Genomic DNA, 23811 nt, shown 5'->3' with positions numbered 1-23811 from the left:
GTACCGAGCGAGTGCCGAGGAGCAGAGGACCGATGGAACAACGTGCGTTGATCGCGGCCGTGGCCGGACACGAGCCCCGGGTGGCCCCCGGCGCCTTCGTCGCGCCCACCGCGGTGGTGGTCGGCGAGGTCAGCCTGGCCGACGGCGCGAGCCTCTGGTACGGCGCCGTGCTGCGCGGCGACGGCGGGCCCATCGCGCTCGGCGCGGGCAGCAACATCCAGGACAACTGCACCGTCCACACCGACGTCGGCTTCCCCGTCACCGTCGGCACCGGCGTCTCCGTCGGCCACAACGCGGTGCTCCACGGCTGCACCGTCGAGGACGACGTCCTGATCGGCATGGGCGCCACCGTCCTCAACGGCGCGCGGATCGGCTCCGGTTCGCTGATCGCCGCGCAGACGCTCGTCCCGCAGGGCATGGAGGTGCCGCCCGGCTCGCTCGTCGCGGGCGTGCCCGGCAAGGTCAAGCGCGAGCTGACGGACGAGGAGCGCGAGGGCATCAAGCTCAACGCCGCCGCCTACGCCGACCTGGCCGAGCGGCACCGGGCGGTACGGTGAGCGCGTGCGCTCCCTCAGGAACACGTTCTCGTCTCTGGCGTCCCGCGCCGTGCACCGCGCCTGGCGCGCGGCGCAGCGCGCGGGCGCGCTGACGGCCGAGCACCCCGGGCCGCACGCCTTCCGCCGTATCGGCACCGGCACCCGGCTCGCCTTCCCGCAGGGCACGATCTTCGGCGCCCCCTGGATCGAGCTGGGCGACCACTGCGTCATCGGCCAGGACGTCACGCTGACCGCCGGGATGATGCCCGACCTCGACCTCGGGCCCGACCCGGTGCTCACGCTCGGGAACGGGGTCGTCCTCGGCCGGGGCAGCCATGTGATCGCCGACACCGATGTGCGCGTGGGCGACGACGTGTTCTGCGGCCCGTACGTCTACATCACCTCGACCAACCACTCCTACGACGACCCCGAGCTTCCCGTCGGCAAGCAGTGGCCGCGCACCGCGCCCGTCTCGATAGGGCGCGGGAGCTGGCTCGGCGCGGGCGCCGTCGTGCTGCCCGGCGCCCGGCTGGGCCGCAATGTCGTGGTCGCCGCCGGCGCGGTCGTCCGGGGAGAGGTGCCGGACCACGCGGTGGTGGCCGGGGCGCCCGCGCGCGTCGTACGCCGCCTCGACCCGGAGGAGGGCTGGCAGCCCCCGCTGCGCACCCCGCCGCCCGTGCCGGTCCCGGAGGGCGTCACCCCCGAGCAACTGCTGGCGCTGGCCGAACTGCCGCATCCGCACGACGGCTCGGGGCCGGGCACACTGGACCCAGCGGCCGACCGCTGACCGACGGACGGAGGTGCGCCGCCGTGAGCAACCGCACCCTGCGCATTCTTCTCGCGCTCGCCGTCGCCATCCAGGGCCTCGCCCTGCTGCTGTACTGGTGGCGGCAGATGTAATGGGCCGGGTTCCGCTGCTGACCAGGGGCCGCCCCTCCAGGGGCGCGGGGAACCGCGCGTGCGGCCACGGCGAAAGCCGCAGCCCGCGACGCACGGGCAGGGGCTGCTTCTGTCCAGCAGCAGAAGCGGTGGCTAGCCGGAGGCCAACAGCACCGTGCCCAGCAGCGCCAGGCCCGCGCCCGCCGTCTGGAGGGCGCGCAGCCGCTCCTGGAGGAGGCCGCGCGCGGCGAGCGCGGTGACGACGGGGTAGAGCGAGGCGAGCACGGCGGCGACGGTGACCGGGCCGTTCTGCGCGGCGACCGCGTACGTCCCGTTCGCCGCGACGTCCGCGAGGCCGATGAACGCGAGCGCGGGCAGCGCCGCCCACACCGCGCGCATCCCGCCCTCGGGCAGCGCGGGGGTGCCGCGCCGCACGGAGACCCACAGGGCGCCGCCGCCGACCACGACGTTGACCACGCGCTGCACGAAGAGGGTCAGGAAGAGCCCCGTCACCGTCGTCGACGCCTCGGCGACCAGGCTGATCGTCGCGCCGAAGCCGACGGCGGCGACGACCGTGAGCAGGATCGTCTGCCGCCGCACCGGCCCGCCCTTGCCCTGGATCCCGCCCGCGAGCACCACGCCCGTGACGGCGACGAGGGTGCCGACGCCCTGCACGACGCCGGGCCGCTCCCCGTGCAGCACCATGCCGACGCCGATCGGCACGGCGACGGTGCCCAGGGTGGCGATGGGGGAGACGACGCCCATGGGGCCCGCGGCCAGCGCGCGGTAGAACGCCAGCATGGCGACCGGGCCGATGGCGCCCGCCGCCGCGGCGCACCAGAACAGCCGCGCGTCGAACGCGTCCCAGGCGCCGGAGGCCACCACGATCACCCCGAGCACGAGCGCCGCCGCGCTCTGCGAGACGACCACGACGGTCAGCTCGCGCATACGTTTGCTGAGCAGCCCGCCGCCGAAGTCGGCCAGCCCCCACATGAGGCTGGTGAGCAGGGCGAAGGCTGCGGTCATGAGGAAGACACCTCGCAGTACAGTGTGGTGAACGGTCGGGTGCAGCACACCGTAGTTCACCGTGCTGCACGATGTCATCCAATATATTCGACGGCTCGGAAGGCTCGGGAACGCCAGTGACGGACCTCGATCACCTCACGCAGGCCCTCGCGCGCAACCTCAGGCACTGGCGCGCGGAACGGGGCTTCACGCTGGACGCGCTCGCCGCGCGGGCCGGGGTCAGCAGGGGGATGCTCATCCAGATCGAGCAGGCCCGCACCAACCCCAGCGTCGGCACCGTCGTCAAGATCGGGGACGCCCTCGGCGTCAGCGTCACCACGCTGCTCGACTTCGACCGGGCGCCCCAGGTCCGCGTCGTCCCCGCCGAGCAGGCCGTGCGGCTGTGGTCCACCGAGCGCGGCAGCCACAGCACGCTCCTCGCCGGAACCGAGGCGCCGGGCCCGCTGGAGCTGTGGAAATGGACGCTGATGCCCGGCGACGGCAGCGAGTCCGACCCGCACCCCCAGGGCACCACCGAACTCGTCCACGTCACCGCGGGCGAGCTGACCCTCACCCTCGACGGCACCGACCACGCCGTACCGGCCGGGGCGTCCGCCTCCTTCGAGTCCCACGTCCCGCACGGGTACCGCAACGACGGCGCGGAGCCCGTCGAGATGACGATGGCGGTCTCGGTTCCCCCGCCGCGCTGAGTGCGGCCGCGGGCGCCGTAAAGTGCCTCATATGCGCGCTCCTGTAGGGAACTTCGACTCCGCCACCCCCGCACCCGAGGTGCTCGACCGGCTCGTCGGACCCGTCGCCGAGGCCGTACGCGACTGGGCCGGGCCGGTCCCCGCCGACCAACTCCTCTACGTCGAGACCGACCCGGAGAAGGCCGACACCGCCGTCTTCGTCGAGACGTACGGCGACGACCTGCGCGACGCCTCGGCCAACTGCGTCGTGGTCGCCGCCAAGCAGGGCGGCGAACGGCGCCTCGCCGCCTGCCTCGTCCTGCCCACCACGCGGGCCGACGTCAACGGCGTCGTCCGCCGCCATCTCGGCGCCCGCAAGGTCTCCTTCGCGCCGATGGACACCGCCGTCAGCGAGACGGGCATGGAGTACGGCGGCATCACCCCGCTCGGCCTCCCGGCGTCCTGGCCCGTCCTGGTGGACGCCGCCGTCGCGGCGCGCCCCTGGGTGCTGATCGGCAGCGGCGCGCGCCGCGGCAAGCTCATCGTCCCCGGCAAGGCCCTCGCCGGACTGCCGGGCGCCGCGGTCCTGGAGGGCCTGGGCGTCCCGCTGGGCTGAGGTCAGGCGCGCTCGGACACGTCCAGCGACAGCGCGATCGAGTGCTCGCGGAAGCCGAGCGACCGGTACAGGTGCTCGGCCTCCTCCGTCGCGTGCAGATCGACGCGGGTGACGCCCTCGGCCGCGAACCAGTCGAGCAGCGCCTCGGTCGTCGCCCGCGCGAGGCCCCGGCCCCGGTAGCGGGCGTCGGTGCAGACGTTGAAGACGAAGCCGAACCGCCCCGCCGGGGCGACCGGCGCCGCGAGCCGCTCCTCCACCCGGCCCACCGCGCAGGCCGCCAGGTGCCCTGCCCCTGCCCCTTCCTCGGTGCCGTCCGCGCCGCCGCCCCCGTCGCCGTCCACCACGAAGGCGCCCAGCCCCGAGCCCGGGTCGGCGAGCTGCGCCTCGGCCTGCCGCACCGCGTCCCGCTCCCAGGGCCCGGACGCGTCCCCGCCCCGCATGGCGGCGAACATGATCCGCCTCAGCCGTACGATCTCCGCCGCGTCCCCGGGCACCGCCCGCCGTATCCCGCTCATGACCACGGACGCTAGCGCGGGACGCTCACCCCAGGCGCGGGATTTCGATCGCCGGACAGCGGTCCATCACCATCGCGAGCCCCGCCGCGCGCGTGCGCGCGAACGCGTCCTCGTCGACCACCCCGAGCTGGAACCAGACGGCCTTCGCGCCGATCCGCACCGCCTCGTCGGCGACGTCACCGGCCAGCGAGGAGTTCACGAAGACGTCCACGACGTCCACCGGGAAGGGGATCTCCGACAGGCTCGCGTACCCGCGCTCGCCGTGCACCGCCTCGGCCTTGGGATGGACGGGCACGATCCGCTTCCCGAAGCGCTGGAGCACCTCGGCGACGCCGTACGCCGCCCGCCCCCGGTTGCCGGACAGCCCGACCACGGCCCAGGTGTCCCCGAGCCCGGTCAGGATGCGCCGGACCTCGGCGTCTGCAGCCATTTCACTCATGCGGCGAGTCTAGAGGGGCGCCCCCTGCGTCCGGGCTGCCCCTTGCTGTCGCGTGGCAGCCCGCGGGTCGGCCGTGGCCGCTCGCGCAGTTCCCCGCGCCCCTGACGGGCACGTCCTGCCCCTGTGCCGCCGTTGCCGGGCGCCGGTCCGCTGTGCTCGCTCGCGCAGTTCCCCGCGCCCCCGGCGGGGCGCTCTCCGAAGCGCCCCGTGAAGCGCCCCGAAGGGGCTGCTTCAGGGGCGCGGGGAACTGCGCGGCGAGCCACCGCGAGAGCCGCGGGCTGCGAGGCACAGGCGGGGCACCCCCTCACCAGTACCACCGCATACGCTGGCGGAATGGCAGAGGAACAGGAACGGCGCACCGCCGGTGAGTACGTCACGGTCGCGGCGGAGGGCACGCACGAGACCGAGATCAACCGCTCCCGCTTCCTGTGCCACCTCGCGCCCGCCGCGACCGAGGCCGAGGCGCAGGCGTTCATCGCGCGGATCCGCGCCGAGCACCCGACCGCCACGCACAACTGCACCGCGTACGTCATCGGCGCCGACGCGGGCGTGCAGAAGGCCAACGACGACGGGGAGCCCGGCGGCACCGCCGGAGTGCCCATGCTCCAGATGCTGCTGCGCCGCGACATCCGCTACGCCGTCGCCGTCGTCACCCGGTACTTCGGCGGCACCAAGCTCGGCGCGGGCGGCCTCATCCGCGCCTACGGGGGCGCCGTCGGCGAGGCCCTCGACGCCCTCGGGACCGTACGGCGCCGCCCGTTCCGGCTCGTCACCGTCACCGTCGGGCACGAGCGCGCGGGCAGGCTGGAGAACGACCTGCGCGCCACGGGCCGTGACGTCCGTGACGTCCGCTACGGCGCCGAGGTCGCCCTCGAACTCGGCCTGCCCGAGGCCGAGCTGGACGCCTTCCGCGGCTGGCTCGCCGACGCGACGGCGGGAACCGCGCGCCTCGAACTGGGCGGCGAGGCGTTCGGCACGGTCTGAGGGCGCCGCACCGACGTAACCGATGTAACCGACGTAACCGCCCTCACCGCAGCGTGCGCGCGAAGTCCCGCAGGTCGGCGGTGAAGAGGGCCGGCTGCTCGAACGCGGCGAAGTGACCGCCGCGCGGCTGCTCCGCCCAGTGCGTCAGGTTCCACTGCCGCTCGCTCCACCGGCGCGGGGCCCGCGTCTTCTCCCGGGGGTAGAGCGCGATGCCCGTGGGCACCTCGACCCTGCGGCCCCACACGCCCGGATCGGAGCCGTACGCCCCGGACTCCGCGTACAGCCGCGCGGCGGAGGTGGCGGTGCCGGTGAGCCAGTAGAGCATCGTGTTGTCCAGCAGCCGGTCGAGCGTGAACGGCAGGCCGTCGCGGGTGTCGGACCACGTGTGGAACTTCTCCAGCAGCCAGGCCGCCAGCCCCGCCGGGGAGTCCTCCAGGGCGGGGCCGAGGCTGTACGGGCGGGTGGCCTGCTGGAGGTAGTAGCCGTTGTCGGCGCCGTAGACCCGCTCGTTGCGCTCCAGCGTCTCGCGCTCCTCCGGCGTCGCCTCGGACAGCGGGTCGGCGAGGCCGGGCGGGGCCACCGCCCAGGGGAAGTTGAGGTGCGCGCCCAGCAGCCGCCCGGGGTGCTCCAGGCCCAGATGCCGGACGACGAAGGCGCCCCAGTCGCCGCCCTGGGCCAGGAAGCGCGGGTGGCCCAGCTCCGTCATGAGCGCGGCGAAGGCCTCGCCGACGGCGGGCACCCCGGCGCCCCGCACCGGGGCCGGTCCCGACAGCCCGAAGCCCGGCATCGAGGGCAGCACCACATGGAAGGCGTCCTCGGCGCGTCCCCCATGGGCCACCGGGTCGGTCAGCGCGGGCAGGCAGTCGAGGAACTCGACCACCGAGCCGGGCCAGCCGTGGCACAGCAGCAGCGGGACGGCGTCCTCGTGCCGGGAGCGGACCACGAAGGCGTGCGTGCGCAGCCCCGCGAACTCGCCGACGACCTGCGGCAGGGCGTTGAGTTCGGCCTCGGTGCGGCGCCAGTCGTAGCGGTGCAGCCAGTGCGCGACGAGCCGCCGCAGCCAGGGCTGCGGCGTGCCCAGCGACCAGTCGTCGCCGTCCGCGCCGTCCTCGCCGGGCCGCTCCTCGCGGAAGCGGGTGCGTGACAGCCGGTCCCGGAGGTCGGCCAGCTCCGCCTCGGGCGTGGAGATCGTGAACGTTCGCATCGGGGCCATCGGGGCATTCTCACCCGTCCGGCGCCCTGTCAGAAACGCCCGCCGCCTGCGGTTACAGTGTCCCCAGCGAACGGGGGACCAGCGAGCGACGACAGAGCACCGGGAGGTGCGGGTGGGGGCCGGGCAGTGAGATTCCTGCACACCTCGGACTGGCACCTGGGCCGCGGCTTCCACCGGGTCAGCCTGCTCGACGCGCAGCGCGCGTTCCTCGACCACCTCGTCGCCACCGTCCGCGACCGCCAGGCCGACGCGGTGCTCGTCGCCGGTGACATCTACGACCGTGCCGTGCCGCCGCTGTCCGCCGTCGAGCTGTTCGACGACGCGCTGCACCGGCTCGCCGAGCTGTCCGTGCCCACCGTGATGATCTCCGGCAACCATGACTCGGCCCGCCGTCTCGGCGTCGGCTCGGGCCTCATGGAGAGCGCCGGGATCCATCTGCGCACCGACCCCGCCACGTGCGGCACGCCCGTCGTACTCAAGGACGAGCACGGCCCCGTCGCCTGCTACGGGCTGCCGTACCTGGAGCCCACACTCACCCGGCACACGCTCGGCGCCGAGGGCGGCGGGCACACCGCCGTGCTGCGCGCCGCCATGGACCGCGTCCGCGCCGACCTCGCCGAACGCCCCGAGGGAACCCGGTCCGTCGTCCTCGCGCACGCGTTCGTCACCGGCGGCGAGCCCTCCGACAGCGAGCGGGACATCACCGTCGGCGGCGTCGCCTCGGTGCCCGCCTCCGTCTTCGACGGTGTGGACTACGCGGCGCTCGGCCACCTCCACGGCTCCCAGCGCCTCACCGACCGCGTCCGCTACTCGGGCTCGCCGCTGGCCTACTCCTTCTCCGAGGCCGACCACCGCAAGTCCATGTGGCTCATCGACCTCGGCGCCGACGGCGCCGTCCACGGCGAGCGGATCGACTGCCCCGTGCCCCGCCCCCTCGCGCGGCTGCGCGGCACCCTCGACGAACTGCTGGAGGACGAGCGGTACGAGCGCCACACCGGCTCCTGGGTCGAGGCCACCCTCACCGACCCGGCCCGCCCCGCCGAGCCGATGGCGCGGCTGGAGAAGCGCTTCCCGCACACCGTCAGCCTCGTCTTCGACCCGCGCCGCGAGGAGGAGGACGGCGCCGTCTCGTACGCCCGCAGGCTGCGCGACCGTACGGACCGGGAGATCGCCGAGGACTTCGTCGGGCACGTACGCCCGGGGCGCGGGGCCGACGCGGAGGAGCGCGCCATGCTCGGCCGCGCCCTCGACGCGGTCCGCGCCTCCGGACAGAGCGAGGGCGAGGAGGCCACGGCCGAGGGGACGGTGACCGGGTGAGGCTCCACCGGCTCACGCTCACCGCGTTCGGCCCCTTCGGCGGCACCCACGAGGTCGACTTCGACACGCTCTCCTCCGCCGGGCTGTTCCTGCTGCACGGCGCGACGGGCGCGGGCAAGACGTCCGTCCTCGACGCCGTCTGCTACGCGCTGTACGGCGGCGTCCCCGGCGCCCGCCAGCAGCCCGGCGGCACCCTGCGCAGCGACCACGCCGAGCCCCGCGTCCTCACCGGCGTCACCCTCGAACTCACCGTCGCGGGCCGCAGGCTGGAGATCAGCCGCAGCCCCGAACAGATGCGCCCCAAGGCCCGCGGCACGGGCCTGACCCGCGAGCGCGCCCACTCCGAGCTGCGCGAGTACGACCCGGGCACGGGGGAGTGGAAGGGGCTCAGCCGCTCCCACCAGGAGATCGGCGAGGAGATCGGGCAGCTCCTCGGCATGAGCCGCGACCAGTTCTGCCAGGTCGTCCTGCTGCCCCAGGGCGACTTCGCGCGGTTCCTGCGCTCCGGGGCCGAGGACCGCGCCCGGCTCCTGGGCCGCCTCTTCGACACGGGCCGCTTCGCGGCCGTCGAGGACGAGCTGACCCGGATGCGCAAGGAGGCCCAGCGCGACGTCGCCGCAGGCGACGAGAAGCTGCTCGCCCTCGCCCACCGGATGCGTCAGGCCGCGGGCGCCGACCCGGAACTCGGCGAGGGCCCCGGGACGGCGCCCGTGTCCGCGCCCGGCCCCCACGGTTCCGCACGCGCACCCGGCTCCCGCGACTCCGGGCCGGGCGCCCGGGGCTCCGCGTCGGGCGCGCGCGATTCCGTGCCGGGTGCGCGGGGCTCCGCGTCCGCGCCCGGCGCTGTGTCCGGGTCCCGCGATTCCGTGCCCGTGTCCGGCTCCCGTGACTCGGCGTCGGGTGCCCGCGACTTGCCCGCGCCCGGCCCCGGGTCCGCGCCCGGCCCCGCGTCCGAGTCTCGCGACTCCGTGTCGGGAGCCCGCGACACCGCGCTCGGCTCCCGTGGCCCCGGGTCCGCGCTCGGCGCCGCGTCCGGGCCTCGCGACTCCGTGTCGGGAGCCCGCGACACCGCGCCCGGCTCACGTGGCTCCGGGCCCGCGCTCGGCGCCGCGTCCGAGTCTCGCGACTCCGTGTCGGGAGCCCGCGACACCGCGCCCGGCTCACGTGGCTCCGCGCCCGGGTCCCGCGATTCCGTGCCCGCGCCCCGTGGCACCGGCACCGGGGGCGGACAGCGCGGTTCCGGTGCCGGACAGCGCGGCACCGGGGCCCGGCAGCGGTCCGGCGAGGGCGCCCTCGTTCCCGGTGACCCCGGGCTCGCCGATGCCGTGCTGGAGTGGGCGGCCCTCGCCCGTACGTCCGCCCGGGAGCGGCTCGACATCGCCGCGCTCGCCGCGGAGGAGGCCGAGCGCGGCAACGCCGCTGCCGCGCACGCCCTCGACGAGGCCCGTGAACTCGCCCGTCGCCAGCACCGGTACGCCGAGGCGCGGCAGCGTGCCGACGCGCTCGCCGAGCGGGCGCCCGAACGCGAGGCCGCCGGTCGGCGGCTCGAACGGGCCCGCGCCGCCGACGCCGTCACCCCCGCCCTCTCCCTGCGCGACGCGGCCCGCACCGAGCACCGGGACGCCGCCGGCGCCGAGCAGCGCAGCCGCGCGGAGCTGCCCCCGGAGCTGGCCGACGCCCCGCCCGCGCGCCTCGCCGAGGTCGAGGGCGCGATGCGCCAGGAGCTGGGCTCCCTCGCCGCCGCACGCGAGGCCGAGCGGCGCCGCGCCGCGCTCGACACCGAACTCGCCGCCCTCGACGGCGAGTCCCGCGAGGACGAGGCACTGCTGCGCGAGGCCGCCGATTGGCTCGACGGCTGGGAGGCCCGGCACGCCGCGCACCGCGCCCGCGTCGACGCCGCACAGGACGCCGCCACCCGCGCCGAGCGCCTCGCCGGACAGCTCCCGCCCGCCCGCGACCGGCTGGAGGCCGCCCGCCGACGCGACCGGCTCGCCGGGCAGCTCGGCGAGGCCGAGCGGCGGCTGCTGGACGCGCGCGAGGCCGCCACCGAGGCCCACGAGAAGTGGCTCGCCCTCAAGGAGGCCCGGCTGCGCGGCATCGCCGCCGAACTCGCCACGCACCTCACCGACGGCGAGCCCTGCGCCGTCTGCGGCTCCACCGCCCACCCCGACCCCGCGCGCCCGGACGCCGGACACATCGACCGGGCCACCGAGGACGCGGCCTTCGCCGCCTCCCAGGAGGCGGGCACGGCCCGCGAGACCGCCGAACGGGACCTCGCCGCGCTGCGCGACAGCCACACCGCCGCCGAGACCGACGCCGGGGGCGAGCCCGCCGACCGGCTCGCCCCCGCCCTCGCCGCGCTGGAGGACGAGCACCGTACGGCGCACGCCGAGGCCGCCCGCGCGCACGAGGCCCGCGAGGCACTGGCCGCCGCCGAGCGCGAGCACGGCGAGCGCCTGGCCCAGCGGCAGGAGGCCGAGCGCCGCGCGGCCGCGCGCACCTCGACCCGCGAGACCCTCCAGCGTGAACGTGCCGCGCTCACCGAGCAGCTCGACCAGGCGCGCGGCGAGGCCGACAGCGTCGCCGCGCGCGCCGCGCTCCTGGAGCGCCGCGTCGCCCTCCTCGCGGCCGCCGCCGAGGACGCCCGCACCGCGCACTCGGCCGCGCGGCGCCTGGAGGACGCCGGGGAACGCCTCGCCGACGCCGCCCGCCGTGCCGGGTTCGGCACCCCCGAGGAGGGCGCCGACGCGGTTCTCGCCGGGCCCGAGCAGCGGGAGCTGTCCGCGTGGCTGGAGCACCGGCAGGCGGAGGAGAGCGCCCTCGCCGCCGAGTTGGACGACCCCGGACTGACCGAGGCCGCCGCGCTGCCGCCCGCGCCCGTCGAGGCGTGCGAGGCGCGCGCGGCGGAGGCCGCGCGGCGGCTGCGCGCCGCCTCCTCCGCGCTCGACGCGGCCCGTACCCGCTGCGCGGACCTCGCCTCGCTCGGCCGGAGCGCCGCCGAGGAGGCCCGCCGCCTCGCCCCGCTGCGCGGCGGGTACGAGCGCGTCGCGCGCCTCGCCGGGCTCGCCGCGGGCACCTCGGCGGAGAACGAGCGCCGCATGCGCCTGGAGTCCTACGTCCTCGCCGCCCGGCTCGAACAGGTCGCCGACGCCGCGAGCGCGCGCCTCGCGCGGATGTCCGGCGGCCGCTACACGCTCGTCCACTCCGACGAACGGGCGGGCGGACGCGGCCGTTCCGGGCTCGGCCTGCACGTGGTGGACGCGTGGACGGGCGCCGAACGCGACACGGCGACGCTCTCGGGCGGCGAGACCTTCTTCGCCTCGCTCGCGCTCGCGCTGGGCCTCGCCGACGTGGTGACGGAGGAGGCGGGCGGCACCCGCCTGGAGACCCTCTTCATCGACGAGGGCTTCGGCAGCCTGGACGAGCAGACGCTCGACGAGGTCCTCGACGTCCTGGACGGGCTGCGGGAACGGGACCGCTGCGTCGGCATCGTCAGTCACGTCGCGGACCTGCGGCAGCGCATCCCGGCCCAGTTGGAGGTCGCCAAGTCCCGTACGGGCTCGACGGTGCGGCTGCGTTCGGCCCTCCCGGCGAGCTGACCCGGCCGCCCGTCGGGTCGGGCCAGGACGTACGGGGAGGCATGCCGGACGAGGTCGCCTACGCGCTGGCGAAGGGCGCCCTCGCGTCGGCCACCCGCACCCTCGCGACGGCGCTCGGCCCGCGCCGGATCACCGTGAACGCGGTCAATCCGGGGCCGGTGGACACGGGATACCTCACCGGGGAGGACCATGGCGCGGTCGCCGCGATGTTCGACGGCGGACGGTGGGCGGAGCCCGACGATCCTGCCCGCCTCATCACGTGGCTCACCACGGACGAGGCGGGCTGGATCACCGGCGAGGTCATCAACTCCGAAGGCGGCTTCGCCCGCTGGCCCCACCCGGCCCACACGTCCGACCCCCCGACCACCTAGCGCCCCGCCAGGGGCGCGGGGAACTGCGCGCCAAGCCACAGCGCTCCCGCACTCCGCGAATCGGGGTGCGGGGCACCCCGCCCCCGGCTCCTGTTCGCGCGCACCCGGCGAAGAGGGCTGCGCTTGCCAGCCCTGCGCCTTCGCGCAGACCTCCCAAGCGCAGCAGGGAGGAGCAGACGTGCCCCGCCAGGGGCGCGGGGAACTGCGCGCCAAGCCACAGCGCTCCCGCACCCCGCGAAGCACGGCACGGGGCACCCCGAACCCGGCTCTTGAACGAGCGCACTCGGCGCAGGCTGCCCGAGCTTTGCGGAGGAGCCGGGGCGGGGAAGGGCCAGCCCCTGGTCACAGGGCCGAGAGCTCCGCTTCCAGGTCGTCGAGGCCCAGGGAGCCCTGCGAAAGCGCGGCCATGTGCCACTTCTTCGCGTCGAACGCGTCACCGTGCGCACGGCGGGCCGCGTCGCGCCCGCGCAGCCACGCCCGCTCGCCCAGCTTGTAGCCGATCGCCTGGCCCGGCATGCCCAGGTAGCGGACCAGTTCGCTCTCCACGAAGTCCGCCGGACGGCCGCTGTGCAGGCCGAAGAACTCCTGCGCCAGCTCCGGCGTCCAGCGCTCGCCGGGGTGGAAGGGCGAGTCGTCCGGGATCGTCAGCTCCAGGTGCATGCCGATGTCGACGATGATCCGGGTGGAGCGCATCATCTGCGCGTCGAGATAGCCCAGCCGCCGCTCGGCGGTCGTCAGATAGCCCAGCTCGTCCATGAGCCGCTCCGCGTAGAGGGCCCAGCCCTCCGCGTTGGCGCTGACCATGCCGATCGTCGTCTGGTACTTCGAGAGCTGGTCCGCGACGTACGTCCACTGCGCGAGCTGGAGGTGATGGCCCGGCACGCCCTCGTGGTACCAGGTGCTGACCAGGTCGTACACGGGGAACCGTGTCTCGCCCATCGTCGGCAGCCAGGTGCGGCCCGGGCGGGAGAAGTCCAGCGAGGGCTGGGTGTAGTACGGCGCGGCGGCGCTGCCCGGCGGGGCGATGCGGGACTCGACGCGCCGCACCTCCTCGGCCAGCTCGAAGTGGGTGCCGTCCAGCTCGTCGATGGCCTGGTCCATCAGGCTCTGGAGCCAGGCGCGGACCTCGTCGACGCCCTCGACGGCCTCGCCGTGCGTGTCGAGGTGGGCCAGCGCCTCCCAGGGGGTCTTCGCGCCGGGCAGGATCTTCTCCGCCTCGACGCGCATCTCGGCCAGCAGCCGGTGGTACTCCGACCAGCCGTACGCGTAGGCCTCCTCCAGGTCCAGGTCGGTGCCGTTCCAGTAGCGGGACCAGAGCGCGTACCGCTCGCGGCCCACGATCTCGGGGGCGCCCGCGACGGCCGGCGCGTACACGTCGCGCAGCCAGTCGCGCAGCTCGGCGACGGCGCGCGTGGCCTCGGCCGCCGCGGCCGTCAGCTCCGCGCGCATGGGCTCGGGCCCGGGGTCCACGAACCCGGCGTACCAGCTCCGCCCGGTGTCGGGCCCCTCCTCGCCGATCCACTCGGTGAGCTGTCCGAGCATCGTGGACACCTGGCGCGGCCCGCCCAGCAGGTTCTTCGCCAGGCCCTCCGCGAGCGAGGCGCGGTAGCCCTCCAGGGCCACGGGCATCGCCCGCAGCCGCCGCGCGACCGCCGCCCAGTCCTCCTCGGTCTCGGTCGGCGTGAGGGTGAAGATCTGGTGGGCCGCGTGGACGGGGGTGTGCATGTTGCTGACGGCACGCAGGCCCTCGTCGGCCTCGTGCACGGCGAGCTCGGCGGTCAGCCGCTCCCGCAGCAGCCGGGCACAGCGGCGCTCCTCGTCGCTGTCGCCCCCGGGCCGGGTCTCGGCCTCGTCGAGGGCCTTGAGCGTGGTGCGCTGCAGCACCGCGAACGCCTCCTGCCCGGCGGGGGAGAAGTCGGGCAGCTTGCCGTGGCTTTCGGGCACCCCGAGGTACGTGCCGGTGATCGGGTCGAGCTCCACGAGTGCGTCGACATAGCCATCGGCGATCTGGCGCGGCAACGGTGCCGCGTTCATTGCATCGGACATGCGCCCATCCTGGTACGGATGGGCGCCGTCGTCATCAGCATTGACGCAGCACCGTCAGCGGTGCCGTCAGCGGTGCCGCCGTCAGCTCCGGCGCGGCGTCGCCTCCGCGTGCGCTGCCGAGGGCGCGTCCTCGGGCACGGGCGCCAGCGTGGCGGTGACCACGAGGGTGCCCTCCTCGACCTGGTAGTCCAGCGGCAGCCCGAGGCCGCGCATCGCGGCGACCATGCCGGTGTTGGAGGCCTGGGTGACCGCGTACACGTTCTCGCACCGGGCCTCGCGGGCCATCGCGGTCAGGCGGCGCAGCAGTTCCGAGCCGATGCCGCGGCGCTGCCACGCGTCCTCGACCAGCAGCGCGGCCTCGGACTCGTCGCCGTCCCACAGCAGGTGGCCCAGCGCGACCAGCTCGCCCGCGTCGCTCTCGACGGCGAGCGTACGGCCGAAGCGGGGCGACAGGAGGTGGTCGAGATAGCGGTCGGCGTCCCGGACGGGGCCGTGGTAGCGCAGCGAGAGGGTGCGCCGCGAGCAGCGCGCGTGCATGGCCCGCGCCGCCTCCAGGTCCCCGGCGTCGGCGCGCCGCACGGTCAGCTTCCGGTCGCCGCCGGGCAGCCGCAGCTCGTCCCGGCCGCGCGGCATCCGCTGCCGGCCGAGCCGCGCGTCCAGCTCGACGAGGGCGCGGGCGCGCGCGAACTCGGTGGGTGTGAACGGGAGCTGGGGCCGCTCCACCACGATCTCACCTCCCGCCGGGTCGGGCAGCCGTAGTACGTGATCCTCCATGATGCCGTCCGACGGTGCGTCACCGGGTACCGAGCGGATGGTGCAGCGGCCCAGCAACTGGCGCAGCGCGAGCGGCAGTTCCGCCGTGTCCAGGGCCGTACGGGTGGCGAGGCCGAGGACGCGCGCGGGCGTGTCCACCAGGTCGTGCGCGTCGGCGCGCTCGGTCCAGGTGTCACGGCCGCCCGCCCCGTCGACCGTTCGGGCCAGCTCGCGGGCGTCCAGCGCGGCGGGCGCGCGCAGCAGGAACTCGTCCACCGTCGCGTCGCCCAGCGGGTGGGTCTGGAGGGTGAGGATGTCCACCCGGGCCCGGGCCAGCGCCGCGCACACCCGCGCGAGGGACCCGGGCTCCTCGCGTACGGTCGTGCGCATCCGCCACAGCGAGGTCTCGCCGCCGTCCGAGGTCCGGCTCTCGCCGCCGTCCGCGGTCCCGGTCGTGGCGCCCGTATCCGGCGGGGGAGCGGGCGGGGCGTGCGTGTGGCGCCGTGCCCACCAGGTGTGGAATCCGGCCGTGGCCGCGAGGGCCACGGCGCACACGCCGAGCGTGACGGGCCCGTCCGGGGCGTTCACGACCGTCTTGGCGACCGTGTCGGCCACGGTGACGGCGGTGAAGAGCGCCGCCAGCTCGACGAGATCGCGGCGCCAGTGGTGCTTGGCGGGTGAGGAATTCCGTACGGAGTGCTCAGTCATGGAACCAGCCTCGCGGACAGGCGTTGCGTGATCACGAACGATGTGTGTCCGGTGAGTTAAGAGCGCATCTGACCGCTACTGAGCACTACTGACCGTTTTGGCCCGCCTCGCTGACGAGGCGTCGCAGCACCCGGCCGCAGCGGCGCGCGTACGCCCGCTGGAACACCGGCACGAGCGGGCCCGCGGCGCGCGTCCACCACGCCGCCGGAACGCTGTACGCGCGCACCGTCAGCCACACGTCCCCGCCCGGGTCCCGGCCCACGAGGAACGCCTCCTCGCCGCGCACCGGATGCCCCGGCAGCGTGCCGTACGCCCAGCCCGCCTCGTCCGGCCCCTCCGCCGTCCACACCACCCGGCAGGGGCCGCCGACCCGCAGCGGCCCCACGCCGAGCGCGACCCCGACCCGTACGCCCTCGGCGGCACGCGGCGCGACCGGCGCGAGCCGTACGCCGCCCATCCGGTGGTGCAGCCGCCACGTCATCAGGGCCCGCGACGCCGTCCGGAAGGCGGCGTCGCCGGAGCCCAGCCGGGTGCGCACGCACAGCCCGTTGAACCCGGGCGGTACCTCGCCGCGCGCGGTCGCGCCGACCGGGCCGTACGTCAGGGGCGGCGACGCCGACGGGGGCTCACTGCCCGACACGGCCCGGCTGCAGGGTCTTCGTGAAGTGGACCTCGCCGCCCTCCTCGCGCAGCCGCACCGTCAGTTCGCCGCTCTCGCCGTCGATGTCGACCTGGCCGAAGTACTGGCCGCCCTCGGTCGGCGGCGTGTTCGCCTTCGTCGGCGCCTTCACGAACGGCTGCTCGGGGCCGAAGGTGCCGTCGAGCTTGAGGGCGCCGAAGCCGCCCGCGTTGAGCGGCCCCGAGACGAACTCCCAGAACGGCGCGAAGTCCTTGAACGCCGCGCGCTCCGGGACGTACCGCTGCGCGCTCGTGTAGTGCACGTCGGTCGTGAACCACACCGTGCCCGTGACCTTGTCCCGCTTGATGTGCCGCAGCAGCTCGGCGATCTGCAGCTCGCGCCCCAGCGGCGCGCCCGGGTCGCCCTGCGCGACGGCCTCGAAGTCCGTCTTGCCGTCCGGGACGACGAGGCCCAGCGGCATGTCCGAGGCGATCACCTTCCACACGGCGCGCGAGCGGGACAGCTCCCGCTTGAGCCACCTGAGCTGGCGCTCGCCGAGGATGCCCTGCTCGTCGTCGGGCTGCTTGCCGGGCGAGTTCTTGTTCCGGAACGAGCGCATGTCCAGCACGAACACGTCGAGCAGCGGCCCGTGGTGGACGACGCGGTAGACGCGCCCGTCCTCGTCCTTCGGGGGCAGGGTGCTCACCGGGAAGTACTCGCTGAAGGCGCGCAGCGAGCGGGCGGCGAGGGTGTTCACGTCCTTCACCGTGTACCGGTCGTCGTCCAGGATCTCGCCCGGGTACCAGTTGTTGAGCACCTCGTGGTCGTCCCACTGGACGATCCACGGCACCTGCGCGTTGAACCGGCGGAGCTTCTCGTCCAGCAGGTTGTAGCGGAAATTGCCGCGGAACTCGCCGAGGGTCTCGGCGACCTTCGACTTCTCCTCCGTCGTGACGTTCCGCCAGACCTTGCCGTCCGGCAGCTCGACCTTCTCGGTGATGGGATTGTCCGCGTAGATCGTGTCGCCGCTGCACAGGAAGAAGTCCGGGTGCAGCCGCCGCATCTCCTCGAAGATCGGATAGCCGCCCCGGTCCGGGTTGATGCCCCAGCCCTGCCCCGCCAGGTCGCCCGACCACAGGAAGCGCACGCTCTCCCGGCGCCGCGCGGGCGCCGTGCGGAACGAGCCGTGCACGGCCTCGCCCGTGCGGCGCGGGTCGTCCGGGTCGGCCAGCGTCACACGGTAGTGCACCGTCTCGCCCGGGGGCAGGCCGCGCAGCGGCGTCCGGCCGGTGAAGTCCGTGTCCGGGCCGACCACCGGGCCGTGCCAGCGTCTCGCGTTCCGGAACGACTCCGTGGCCGAGGTCTCCACGAGCATCCGGGCCCTGCGGTCCGAGCGCACCCACACCAGCCCCGAGGACGACGTCACGTCGCCCGCCTGGACTCCCCACTTGGCGGACGGCCGTCCGCGCAGCGCCTGCGCCGGCGCGGAGCCCGCGCCGAGCAGCGGCACGGAGAGCGCGGCCGACGCGGCCAGCGAGCCGCGCAGCACCGCGCGCCGGGCGGGGGACGGGCCGTTCTGCCGGGAGCTGTCTGCCATGGAGGTGCCTCCTCGAAAGCGTTCAGGGACGTGCGGGAGAAGCTGTATCCCGCCGGCGTGCCGTGCACACGAACCCACAGTGAACACCGACGCCACATCGGACAGAAGGGTTCCGCGACAACCGCGTGGTGCGCTGTCGTACCCCGCCCCTAGGATTCCGCGCGATGACTGCCGAACGCATACCGCACACCTTCCAGGTCGACCTCCGCGGCCTCGTGGACCTCCTCTCCCACCACCTCTACTCCAGCCCGAAGGTTTTCCTGCGCGAGCTGCTCCAGAACGGCGTGGACGCCGTCACGGCCCGTGCGGCCGCCGAGCCCGGAGCGACCGCCACCGTGCGGCTGCTGACCGGGGACAGCACGCTGCGCGTCGAGGACAGCGGCATCGGGCTCACCGAGCCGGAGGTGCACGCGCTGCTCGCCACCATCGGGCGCAGCTCCAAGCGCGACAGCCTGGAGGCGGCCCGCGCCGAGTACCTCGGGCAGTTCGGCATCGGGCTCCTCGCCTGCTTCGTCGTCGCCGAGGAGCTGCGCGTCGTGAGCCGCTCCGCGCGGGACCCGGAGGCCCCGCCCGTCGAATGGCTCGCCCGCGACGACGGCTCGTACACCGTACGGACGCTGCCCCGCGACGCCCGGGAGGAGCCCGGCACCACCGTGCACCTCACCGCCCGGCCCGGCGCCCGCGAGTGGCTGGAGCCCGCGCGCGTCACCGAACTGGCCCGGCACTTCGGCTTCCTGCTGCCCTACGACGTCACGGTGGACGGCGAGTCCGTCACCGAGCGGCCCCCGGTCTGGGAGCGGACCCACCCGGGCCCCGGGGCCCGCGCGGTCGCGCTCGCCGCGCACTGCCAGGAGACCTTCGGCTTCGCGCCGCTGGACTCGATCGAGCTGGACGTGCCGCTGGCGGGCCTGCGCGGCGTGGCGTACGTGCTGCCGACGGCCGTCAGCCCGGCCCAGCGCGGCGCGCACCGCGTCCACCTCAAGGGCATGCTGCTCACCGAGCGCGCCGATGAACTCCTGCCCGACTGGGCGTTCTTCGTCCGCTGCGTCCTCGACACCGACAGCCTCCGCCCCACCGCCTCCCGCGAGAACCTGTACGCGGACGAGACCCTCGCGGCCGTGCGCGAGGCGCTCGGCGACGCGATCAGGGGCTGGCTCGCCGAGCTGGCGGCGGGCGACAGGGAGCGGCTCGGCCAGTTCCTCGCCGTGCACCACCTGGGCGTCAAGTCCCTCGCCCGGCACGACAGGGAGATGCTGAAGCTGATGCTGCCCTGGCTGCCGTTCGAGACCACCGAGGGGCAGCTCTCCCTGGAGGAGTTCGCGCGCCGCCACCCCGTCGTGCACTTCACGCGCGGCGTCGAGGAGTACCGCCAGGTCGCCGCCATCGCCGCGGCCCAGGGCATCGGCGTCGTCAACGGGGGCTACACGTACGACAGCGAGCTGATCGAGCTGCTGCCCCTCGCCCGCCCCGGCACCACCGTCGCCGAGCTGGACACCGACACCGTCACCGCGCACCTCGACCCCGTCGAGCCCGACGAGGAGCTGGCGCTCGCGCCGTTCCTCGCCACGGCACGCGCCACCCTCGAACCCCTCGGCTGCGACGCCGTCCTGCGCGCGTACCACCCGGTGACCGTCCCCGCGCTCCACCTCGACGACCGCGGCACCCGGCACGAGCGGGCCCGCGCCGAGGAGGAGGACGCCGCGAGCGACCTGTGGTCCGGCATCCTCGGCTCGCTGCGCGGCACCGCGCCCCGCGCCCGCCTGGTGCTCAACCACCTCAACCCGCTGATCCGCAGGATGGCCGGGGTCGCCGACCAGAAGCTCGCCGCCACCGCCGTCGAGGCCCTCTACGGGCAGGCGCTGCTGATGGCCCAGCGGCCCCTGCGCCCCGCCGACTCCGCGCTGCTCAACCGCACGTTCCTCGGCCTCCTCGACTGGGCCGTCCATCCCCCGTCCGCCGCCGACGGGCAGCCCGGACGGCAGGCCGACCAGCAGACCGAGGAGGGCCGATGAGCCGCACCCCCGAGGAGATCCGCCGGGCCCTGTGGGAGAACGACGAGGAGCTGGAGAGCCGCGCCCGCAACGCCCGCGCCGAGAGCCTCGTCGCCGAGGCCGAGGAGACGGGCGACGCGCCGCTGCTGATCCAGGCGCTGTTCAACCTCGTGTCCGCGTACACGTTCAGCGTCGAGCGCGACAAGGCGTTCGTGCCCTTCGCGCGGCTGCTGCGGATGTGGGACGAGCGGGCCGAGGACTTCGACGCGTACGCCACCCACCGCTTCCACTGGATGTTCAAGTGGGTCTCCAGCGGCATGCTCGACCAGCCGCACATCCCGCTCGCCTCCATCGAGAAGTGGCAGGCCGAGATGGAGCACCGCTACCGCCTCGCCGGGTACTCCCCGAGGGCCGTGCGCTCCGGCGAGTTCAGCATCGCCTCGCACCTCGGCGACCTGGAGCGCGCCGTCCGCGCCCACGACGCCTGGCTTGCCGCCGACCGCGACGACATGACCGACTGCCGCGCCTGCGAGCTGCGCCAGGAGGGCGCCTGGCAGGTGCGCCTCGGGGACGACGCGGAGGCGCTGCGCCTGTGGCGGCCCGTCCTCGAAGGCGTCCACACCTGCCTCCAGCAGCCGCACGGCGTCCTCGCCGAGTCGCTCCTCCCGCTGGTCCGCCTCGGGCGTACGGACGAGGCGCGCCGCTCCCACCTGCGGGGGTACCGCATGGCGCGGGACATGGAGAGCATGCGGCACGCCGTCGCCGCCCACATCGAGTTCTGCGCCCTGACGGGGAACGAGGCCCGGGGCCTGGAGCTCCTCGCCGAGCAGACCCGCCACTGGGAGCCGGGCGGCGACCCCGACACCTATCTGAGCTGGACCGCGTGCGCCGCCGTGCTGCTGCGCCGGCTGACCGAGCTGGGCCACGGCGACCAGCCCGTGCCGGGCCCGCCGGGGCGCGAGTGGACGGCCAGGGAGCTGTCCGCGCACGCCACCGCCGAGGCCCACGCCACCGCGGGCCGCTTCGACGCGCGCAACGGCACCGGAGCCGTCGGCGACCGGGCCCGCGAGCGCATGGCCCGCGAACCCCTCCTGGACCGGCTCCCCCTGGGCCTGCGCGTCCCCGCCCGGGGCCCGGGCGCCCCCGGAGCACCGGCGGCCCCCGCGCGTACGCCCGCGCCCCGGCCCGGTGGGGAGGACGGGGCAGCGGCCCCCCGCGCGGACGCCCCGCCCCGCGAACTGCTCGACGAGGCCCGGCGCCTCAGCGCCCACGGCCACCCCACGGCGCTCGCCGCCTGGGCCCGGCTCGGCGAGGCCGTCGAGCGGACCGGCGCCCGCCTCGCCGACGACGAGCGCGCCGAACTCCTCGACCACTGCGCCATGGAGCTGGCCCGCACCGACCCCGCGGCGGGGGCCGAGCGGTTCACGGCCGCCGCCGAGCTGTACGCCGGAGCAGGGCGGCCCGGCGAGGAGGCCGCCTGCCGGGCGCGCGCCGTGCTCGCGTCCGCCTTCGCGGGCCGCCCGCACGCCGAGGCGCTGGAGGCCATCGAGCCGCTGTGCGCCCGTGCCTCCGCGCTGCACGCCGAGGGCGCCGCCAGCACGCGGCACGCCACCGCCGTGCTGCTCACCCGCGCCCGGATACGCGCCGGGCTCCTCGCCGAGGCCGCCACCGGCGAGGAGGCCGCCCGGACCGCCGACACGCTCGACGCCGAGCTGGCCGCCCTCGTCGCCTTCGCCGCGCCCGACCGCGACGTGCCCGCCGTGTGCGCCCGTATCGCCGAGGCCACCGAGTCCCGGGGACGGCTCGCCGCGCAGCGCGGCGACGGGGAGCGGGCCGTCGAACTGCTCACCGAGGCGGCCGCCCTGTGCCACGCGGCGGGCAGACCCTGGGACGCCACCGGCGCCGAACTGGCCCTGGCCCGCGTCCTGACCGGCACCGGCGACCCCGCCCGCGCCGCCGCCGTGCTCACCGCCGCGCTGGAGGACCCGGAGCGCGCCCCCGTCGTCGCCGCCGCCGACCAGGCCCGGCTGCACCTCGCGCTGGCCGACGCCCGCGCCGCCGAGGGCCGCGCCGAGGACGAGTCGGCCGCGCTGCTGCACGCCGCGCACTGGGCCGACCAGGCGGGCGAGGGCGACGGTATCGGCGCCTTCGCCCGTCTCCGCCTCGGCGGGAGCCTCCTCGCCCTGGGCCGCTGGGACGAGGCGGCGACCGTGCTGGAGTCCGTACTGCCCGACCTGCGCGAGGGACACGACGAGTCCGACGTCGTCCAGGCCCGCTCCTGGCTCGGCCAGGTCTACTCCCGCCTGGACGAGCACCGCGCCGCTGCCGAGCAGTTCCTGGAGGCCGCCTCGACGGCCCAGGAGTGGGAGAACCAGTACGATCACGCGCTGCTCGCCCACCTCGCCGCCGACGCGCTGAAGAACGCGGGAACGTACGAGCAGTCCCGCCGGGCCTACGCCCGCGCGGAGGAGCTGTGGCGCTCCCTCGGCGACCGCCACGGCACCCTGCGCACCCTCCGCTCCCGCGCCTGGCTGGCCAGCGCCGAGGGCGCGGACACCGACGCGTGCGTGGAGTTCATGCAGGCCGCGCTGCGCGAGATCGAGGAGGGCCTGGGCGAGACCGGCGACGACCCGGAGGAGCGCACCCGCCTCCTGCTGGAGACCGGCCACACCCACCGCCAGATCGCCGAGCTGGCCCTGGCGCCCACCGACGGCCCGCCGGACGAGGAGTACGACGACCCCGAGCAGTACGCGCTCAACACCGGCGGCTACGCCCGCGCACTCCGGCACACCGCCCTCGCCGCTACCTCGTACCTCGACTGCGGCGAACCCGGCCTCCACCTGGCGACCGCCGACCATCTGCGCGCGGCCGCCCTGGAACTGGACCTCGCCCACCACGATGCGGCCCGCTCCTGGCTCGCGCGGGTCCGCGACGCCTACCCGGACGGCACCACCGACCCGGACGGCACCGTCGCCGAACGCCTCAAGGCGGCGGCGGACCTGGAGCAGCGCCTCGCCCGCTGACCTCGCGTACGGTGGCGCGTCACCCCACCGTCGTACGGACCGTGTCCACGACGACCCGGGTGACCGTCGCCGGGTCGTCGTTCATGGGGACGTGGCCGCAGCCGCGCAGGCGGACCAGGCGGGCCGAGGGGATCGCGCGCTTGGCGCGGACGCCCTGACGGCGCAGCAGGATCATGTCCCGGTCGCCCCAGGCCACCGTGACCGGGATCCCGGCGAGCGCGCGGGAGCCCGCGGACTCCAGGTGCTGCTCCTCGGCGAGCACCCGCTCGAAGGCGGCGGCCTCGCGCAGCGCGCGCGTCTCGGCGATCACCGCCTCGGGTGAGCGGCGTCCGGGCCGGGTGTAGATCGTGCTGGTCAGCATCCACCGCCCGGCGGCCGACCGCGCCACCCGCCGCAGCGCGCCGTCCGGCAGGCCCCGGGCGCCCGCGCGCATCCCGCGCAGCAGGGAGACGGCCCACAGCCGCTCGGGCCCGTTCCAGAACCCGCCGGGGGAGAGCGCCGTGACCGAACGCGCGTACCCGTACCGCCCCATCTCCAGCGCCAGCAGGCCGCCCAGCGAGTTGCCCACGACGTGCGGCCGTTCCACGCCCAGCGCCGCGCACACGTCCGCGAGCAGCGGCACCATCGTCTCCAGCCCGTACGGAACGCCGACGGGCAGCGGCGGCGAGGCGCCGAAGCCCGGCAGATCCAGGGCGATCACGTCGTACGAGGCCGACAGCGCGGTCAGCACCGGCTCCCACGCCTGCCAGTGGTGCCCGATCCCGTGCAGCAGCACCACCGGCTCGCCGCTCCCGCGCCGCTCGTACGCCACGTCGAACGGCGGCTTCCCGGCGGGGGAGACCCGCACGACACGGCTGGAGGTGCGGACGGGCGTGTGCGGGGTGTAGACGGTGCGCATGATCCCCTCCTGC

The 23811-nt window shown here is 75.6% G+C and carries 18 protein-coding genes and 1 pseudogene; 10 read left to right on the top strand and 9 right to left on the bottom strand.

The features are described 5' to 3' along the window. Window positions 1-32: 32 nt before the first annotated feature. Together ABD343_RS07730 and ABD343_RS07725 are read left to right on the top strand one after the other, a co-directional pair. A complete protein-coding gene (locus tag ABD343_RS07730) occupies window positions 33-557 on the top strand; it encodes a gamma carbonic anhydrase family protein (RefSeq protein WP_344525425.1) in 525 nt (174 codons plus the stop codon). Window positions 558-561: 4 nt separating this feature from the next. Beyond that, a complete protein-coding gene (locus ABD343_RS07725) occupies window positions 562-1323 on the top strand; it encodes an acyltransferase (protein WP_344525423.1) in 762 nt (253 codons plus the stop codon). Between the two features lie 245 nt (window positions 1324-1568). On the opposite strand, the gene ABD343_RS07720 is transcribed toward ABD343_RS07725, so the two are convergent. Next, complete coding sequence (locus ABD343_RS07720) at window positions 1569-2441, bottom strand: EamA family transporter (RefSeq protein WP_344525422.1); 873 nt, start codon at window positions 2439-2441, stop codon at window positions 1569-1571. A gap of 116 nt (window positions 2442-2557) precedes the next feature. Between ABD343_RS07720 and ABD343_RS07715 the strand changes: the two genes are divergently transcribed. Continuing rightward, on the top strand, window positions 2558-3130 hold the full coding sequence (locus ABD343_RS07715) for a helix-turn-helix domain-containing protein (RefSeq protein ID WP_344525420.1): 573 nt from the start codon (window positions 2558-2560) through the stop codon (window positions 3128-3130). Window positions 3131-3161: 31 nt separating this feature from the next. Continuing rightward, window positions 3162-3725, top strand: coding sequence for a YbaK/EbsC family protein (locus tag ABD343_RS07710; RefSeq protein WP_344525418.1), 564 nt, complete (start codon window positions 3162-3164; stop codon window positions 3723-3725). Window positions 3726-3727: 2 nt separating this feature from the next. Here ABD343_RS07710 and ABD343_RS07705 read toward each other — a convergent pair whose 3' ends face one another. After that, on the bottom strand, window positions 3728-4240 hold the full coding sequence (locus ABD343_RS07705; protein ID WP_344525416.1) for a GNAT family N-acetyltransferase: 513 nt from the start codon (window positions 4238-4240) through the stop codon (window positions 3728-3730). Between the two features lie 25 nt (window positions 4241-4265). Next, window positions 4266-4670: a CoA-binding protein gene (locus tag ABD343_RS07700; RefSeq protein ID WP_344525604.1), complete on the bottom strand. Its 405-nt coding sequence runs from the start codon at window positions 4668-4670 to the stop codon at window positions 4266-4268. 342 nt (window positions 4671-5012) lie between these two features. On the opposite strand from ABD343_RS07700, the gene ABD343_RS07695 reads away from it, so the two are divergent. Continuing rightward, entirely contained in the window at window positions 5013-5663 is a 651-nt protein-coding gene (locus tag ABD343_RS07695) for a YigZ family protein (protein WP_344525414.1), read from the top strand. Between the two features lie 43 nt (window positions 5664-5706). On the opposite strand, the gene ABD343_RS07690 is transcribed toward ABD343_RS07695, so the two are convergent. Further along, entirely contained in the window at window positions 5707-6876 is a 1170-nt protein-coding gene (locus tag ABD343_RS07690) for an epoxide hydrolase family protein (RefSeq protein WP_344525412.1), read from the bottom strand. Window positions 6877-7002: 126 nt separating this feature from the next. On the opposite strand from ABD343_RS07690, the gene ABD343_RS07685 reads away from it, so the two are divergent. The 3 genes and pseudogenes from ABD343_RS07685 to ABD343_RS07675 form a co-directional block, all read left to right on the top strand. Further along, window positions 7003-8193, top strand: coding sequence for an exonuclease SbcCD subunit D (locus ABD343_RS07685; RefSeq protein ID WP_344525410.1), 1191 nt, complete (start codon window positions 7003-7005; stop codon window positions 8191-8193). Beyond that, window positions 8190-11792 (top strand): AAA family ATPase, encoded by a 3603-nt coding sequence (locus ABD343_RS07680; RefSeq protein ID WP_344525408.1) that lies wholly within the window; start codon window positions 8190-8192, stop codon window positions 11790-11792. Before ABD343_RS07685 ends, ABD343_RS07680 begins: the two co-directional genes overlap by 4 nt. Before the next feature lie 14 nt (window positions 11793-11806). Beyond that, window positions 11807-12163, top strand: a pseudogene (locus ABD343_RS07675) (SDR family oxidoreductase); the annotation flags it as partial. 342 nt (window positions 12164-12505) lie between these two features. Here the strand turns inward: ABD343_RS07675 and ABD343_RS07670 are convergent. The 4 genes from ABD343_RS07670 to ABD343_RS07655 form a co-directional block, all read right to left on the bottom strand. Further along, window positions 12506-14209 carry a DUF885 domain-containing protein gene (locus ABD343_RS07670; RefSeq protein ID WP_344525406.1) on the bottom strand — a complete coding sequence of 568 codons (1704 nt, stop codon included), beginning with the start codon at window positions 14207-14209 and terminating at the stop codon, window positions 12506-12508. 81 nt (window positions 14210-14290) lie between these two features. After that, on the bottom strand, window positions 14291-15670 hold the full coding sequence (locus ABD343_RS07665; protein WP_344525404.1) for a GNAT family N-acetyltransferase: 1380 nt from the start codon (window positions 15668-15670) through the stop codon (window positions 14291-14293). 85 nt (window positions 15671-15755) lie between these two features. After that, the gene (locus ABD343_RS07660) at window positions 15756-16310 is read right to left on the bottom strand and encodes a DUF1990 domain-containing protein (protein ID WP_344525402.1); all 555 of its coding nucleotides are present in this window, start codon (window positions 16308-16310) and stop codon (window positions 15756-15758) included. Further along, window positions 16297-17886 (bottom strand): alkaline phosphatase D family protein, encoded by a 1590-nt coding sequence (locus ABD343_RS07655; RefSeq protein WP_344525400.1) that lies wholly within the window; start codon window positions 17884-17886, stop codon window positions 16297-16299. Before ABD343_RS07655 ends, ABD343_RS07660 begins: the two co-directional genes overlap by 14 nt. Window positions 17887-18050: 164 nt before the next feature. Here ABD343_RS07655 and ABD343_RS07650 point away from each other — a divergent pair, with 164 nt between their 5' ends. Beyond that, a complete protein-coding gene (locus ABD343_RS07650) occupies window positions 18051-19898 on the top strand; it encodes an HSP90 family protein (RefSeq protein WP_344525398.1) in 1848 nt (615 codons plus the stop codon). After that, the gene (locus ABD343_RS07645; protein WP_344525396.1) at window positions 19895-22900 is read left to right on the top strand and encodes a tetratricopeptide repeat protein; all 3006 of its coding nucleotides are present in this window, start codon (window positions 19895-19897) and stop codon (window positions 22898-22900) included. Before ABD343_RS07650 ends, ABD343_RS07645 begins: the two co-directional genes overlap by 4 nt. Window positions 22901-22919: 19 nt before the next feature. Here ABD343_RS07645 and ABD343_RS07640 read toward each other — a convergent pair whose 3' ends face one another. After that, window positions 22920-23798 (bottom strand): alpha/beta fold hydrolase, encoded by an 879-nt coding sequence (locus ABD343_RS07640; RefSeq protein WP_344525394.1) that lies wholly within the window; start codon window positions 23796-23798, stop codon window positions 22920-22922. Between the last annotated feature and the right edge of the window lie 13 nt (window positions 23799-23811).

Source organism: Streptomyces albiaxialis, assembly GCF_039530985.1.
Taxonomy (GTDB): Bacteria; Actinomycetota; Actinomycetes; order Streptomycetales; family Streptomycetaceae; genus Streptomyces; species Streptomyces albiaxialis.
Note: the sequence above shows the minus strand (reverse complement) of the source record. Positions and strands in the feature narration are given on the sequence as shown.

Bases quoted from the DNA above. Each gene is read 5' to 3' on its own strand.
- ABD343_RS07655 (WP_344525400.1), bottom strand. From the start codon at position 17,886: ATGGCAGACAGCTCCCGGCAGAACGGCCCGTCCCCCGCCCGGCGCGCG.
- ABD343_RS07705 (WP_344525416.1), bottom strand. From the start codon at position 4,240: ATGAGCGGGATACGGCGGGCGGTGCCCGGGGACGCGGCGGAGATCGTA.
- ABD343_RS07640 (WP_344525394.1), bottom strand. From the start codon at position 23,798: ATGCGCACCGTCTACACCCCGCACACGCCCGTCCGCACCTCCAGCCGT.
- ABD343_RS07710 (WP_344525418.1), top strand. From the start codon at position 3,162: ATGCGCGCTCCTGTAGGGAACTTCGACTCCGCCACCCCCGCACCCGAG.
- ABD343_RS07720 (WP_344525422.1), bottom strand. From the start codon at position 2,441: ATGACCGCAGCCTTCGCCCTGCTCACCAGCCTCATGTGGGGGCTGGCC.
- ABD343_RS07645 (WP_344525396.1), top strand. From the start codon at position 19,895: ATGAGCCGCACCCCCGAGGAGATCCGCCGGGCCCTGTGGGAGAACGAC.
- ABD343_RS07730 (WP_344525425.1), top strand. From the start codon at position 33: ATGGAACAACGTGCGTTGATCGCGGCCGTGGCCGGACACGAGCCCCGG.
- ABD343_RS07695 (WP_344525414.1), top strand. From the start codon at position 5,013: ATGGCAGAGGAACAGGAACGGCGCACCGCCGGTGAGTACGTCACGGTC.
- ABD343_RS07670 (WP_344525406.1), bottom strand. From the start codon at position 14,209: ATGTCCGATGCAATGAACGCGGCACCGTTGCCGCGCCAGATCGCCGAT.
- ABD343_RS07650 (WP_344525398.1), top strand. From the start codon at position 18,051: ATGACTGCCGAACGCATACCGCACACCTTCCAGGTCGACCTCCGCGGC.
- ABD343_RS07665 (WP_344525404.1), bottom strand. From the start codon at position 15,670: ATGACTGAGCACTCCGTACGGAATTCCTCACCCGCCAAGCACCACTGG.
- ABD343_RS07700 (WP_344525604.1), bottom strand. From the start codon at position 4,670: ATGGCTGCAGACGCCGAGGTCCGGCGCATCCTGACCGGGCTCGGGGAC.
- ABD343_RS07690 (WP_344525412.1), bottom strand. From the start codon at position 6,876: ATGGCCCCGATGCGAACGTTCACGATCTCCACGCCCGAGGCGGAGCTG.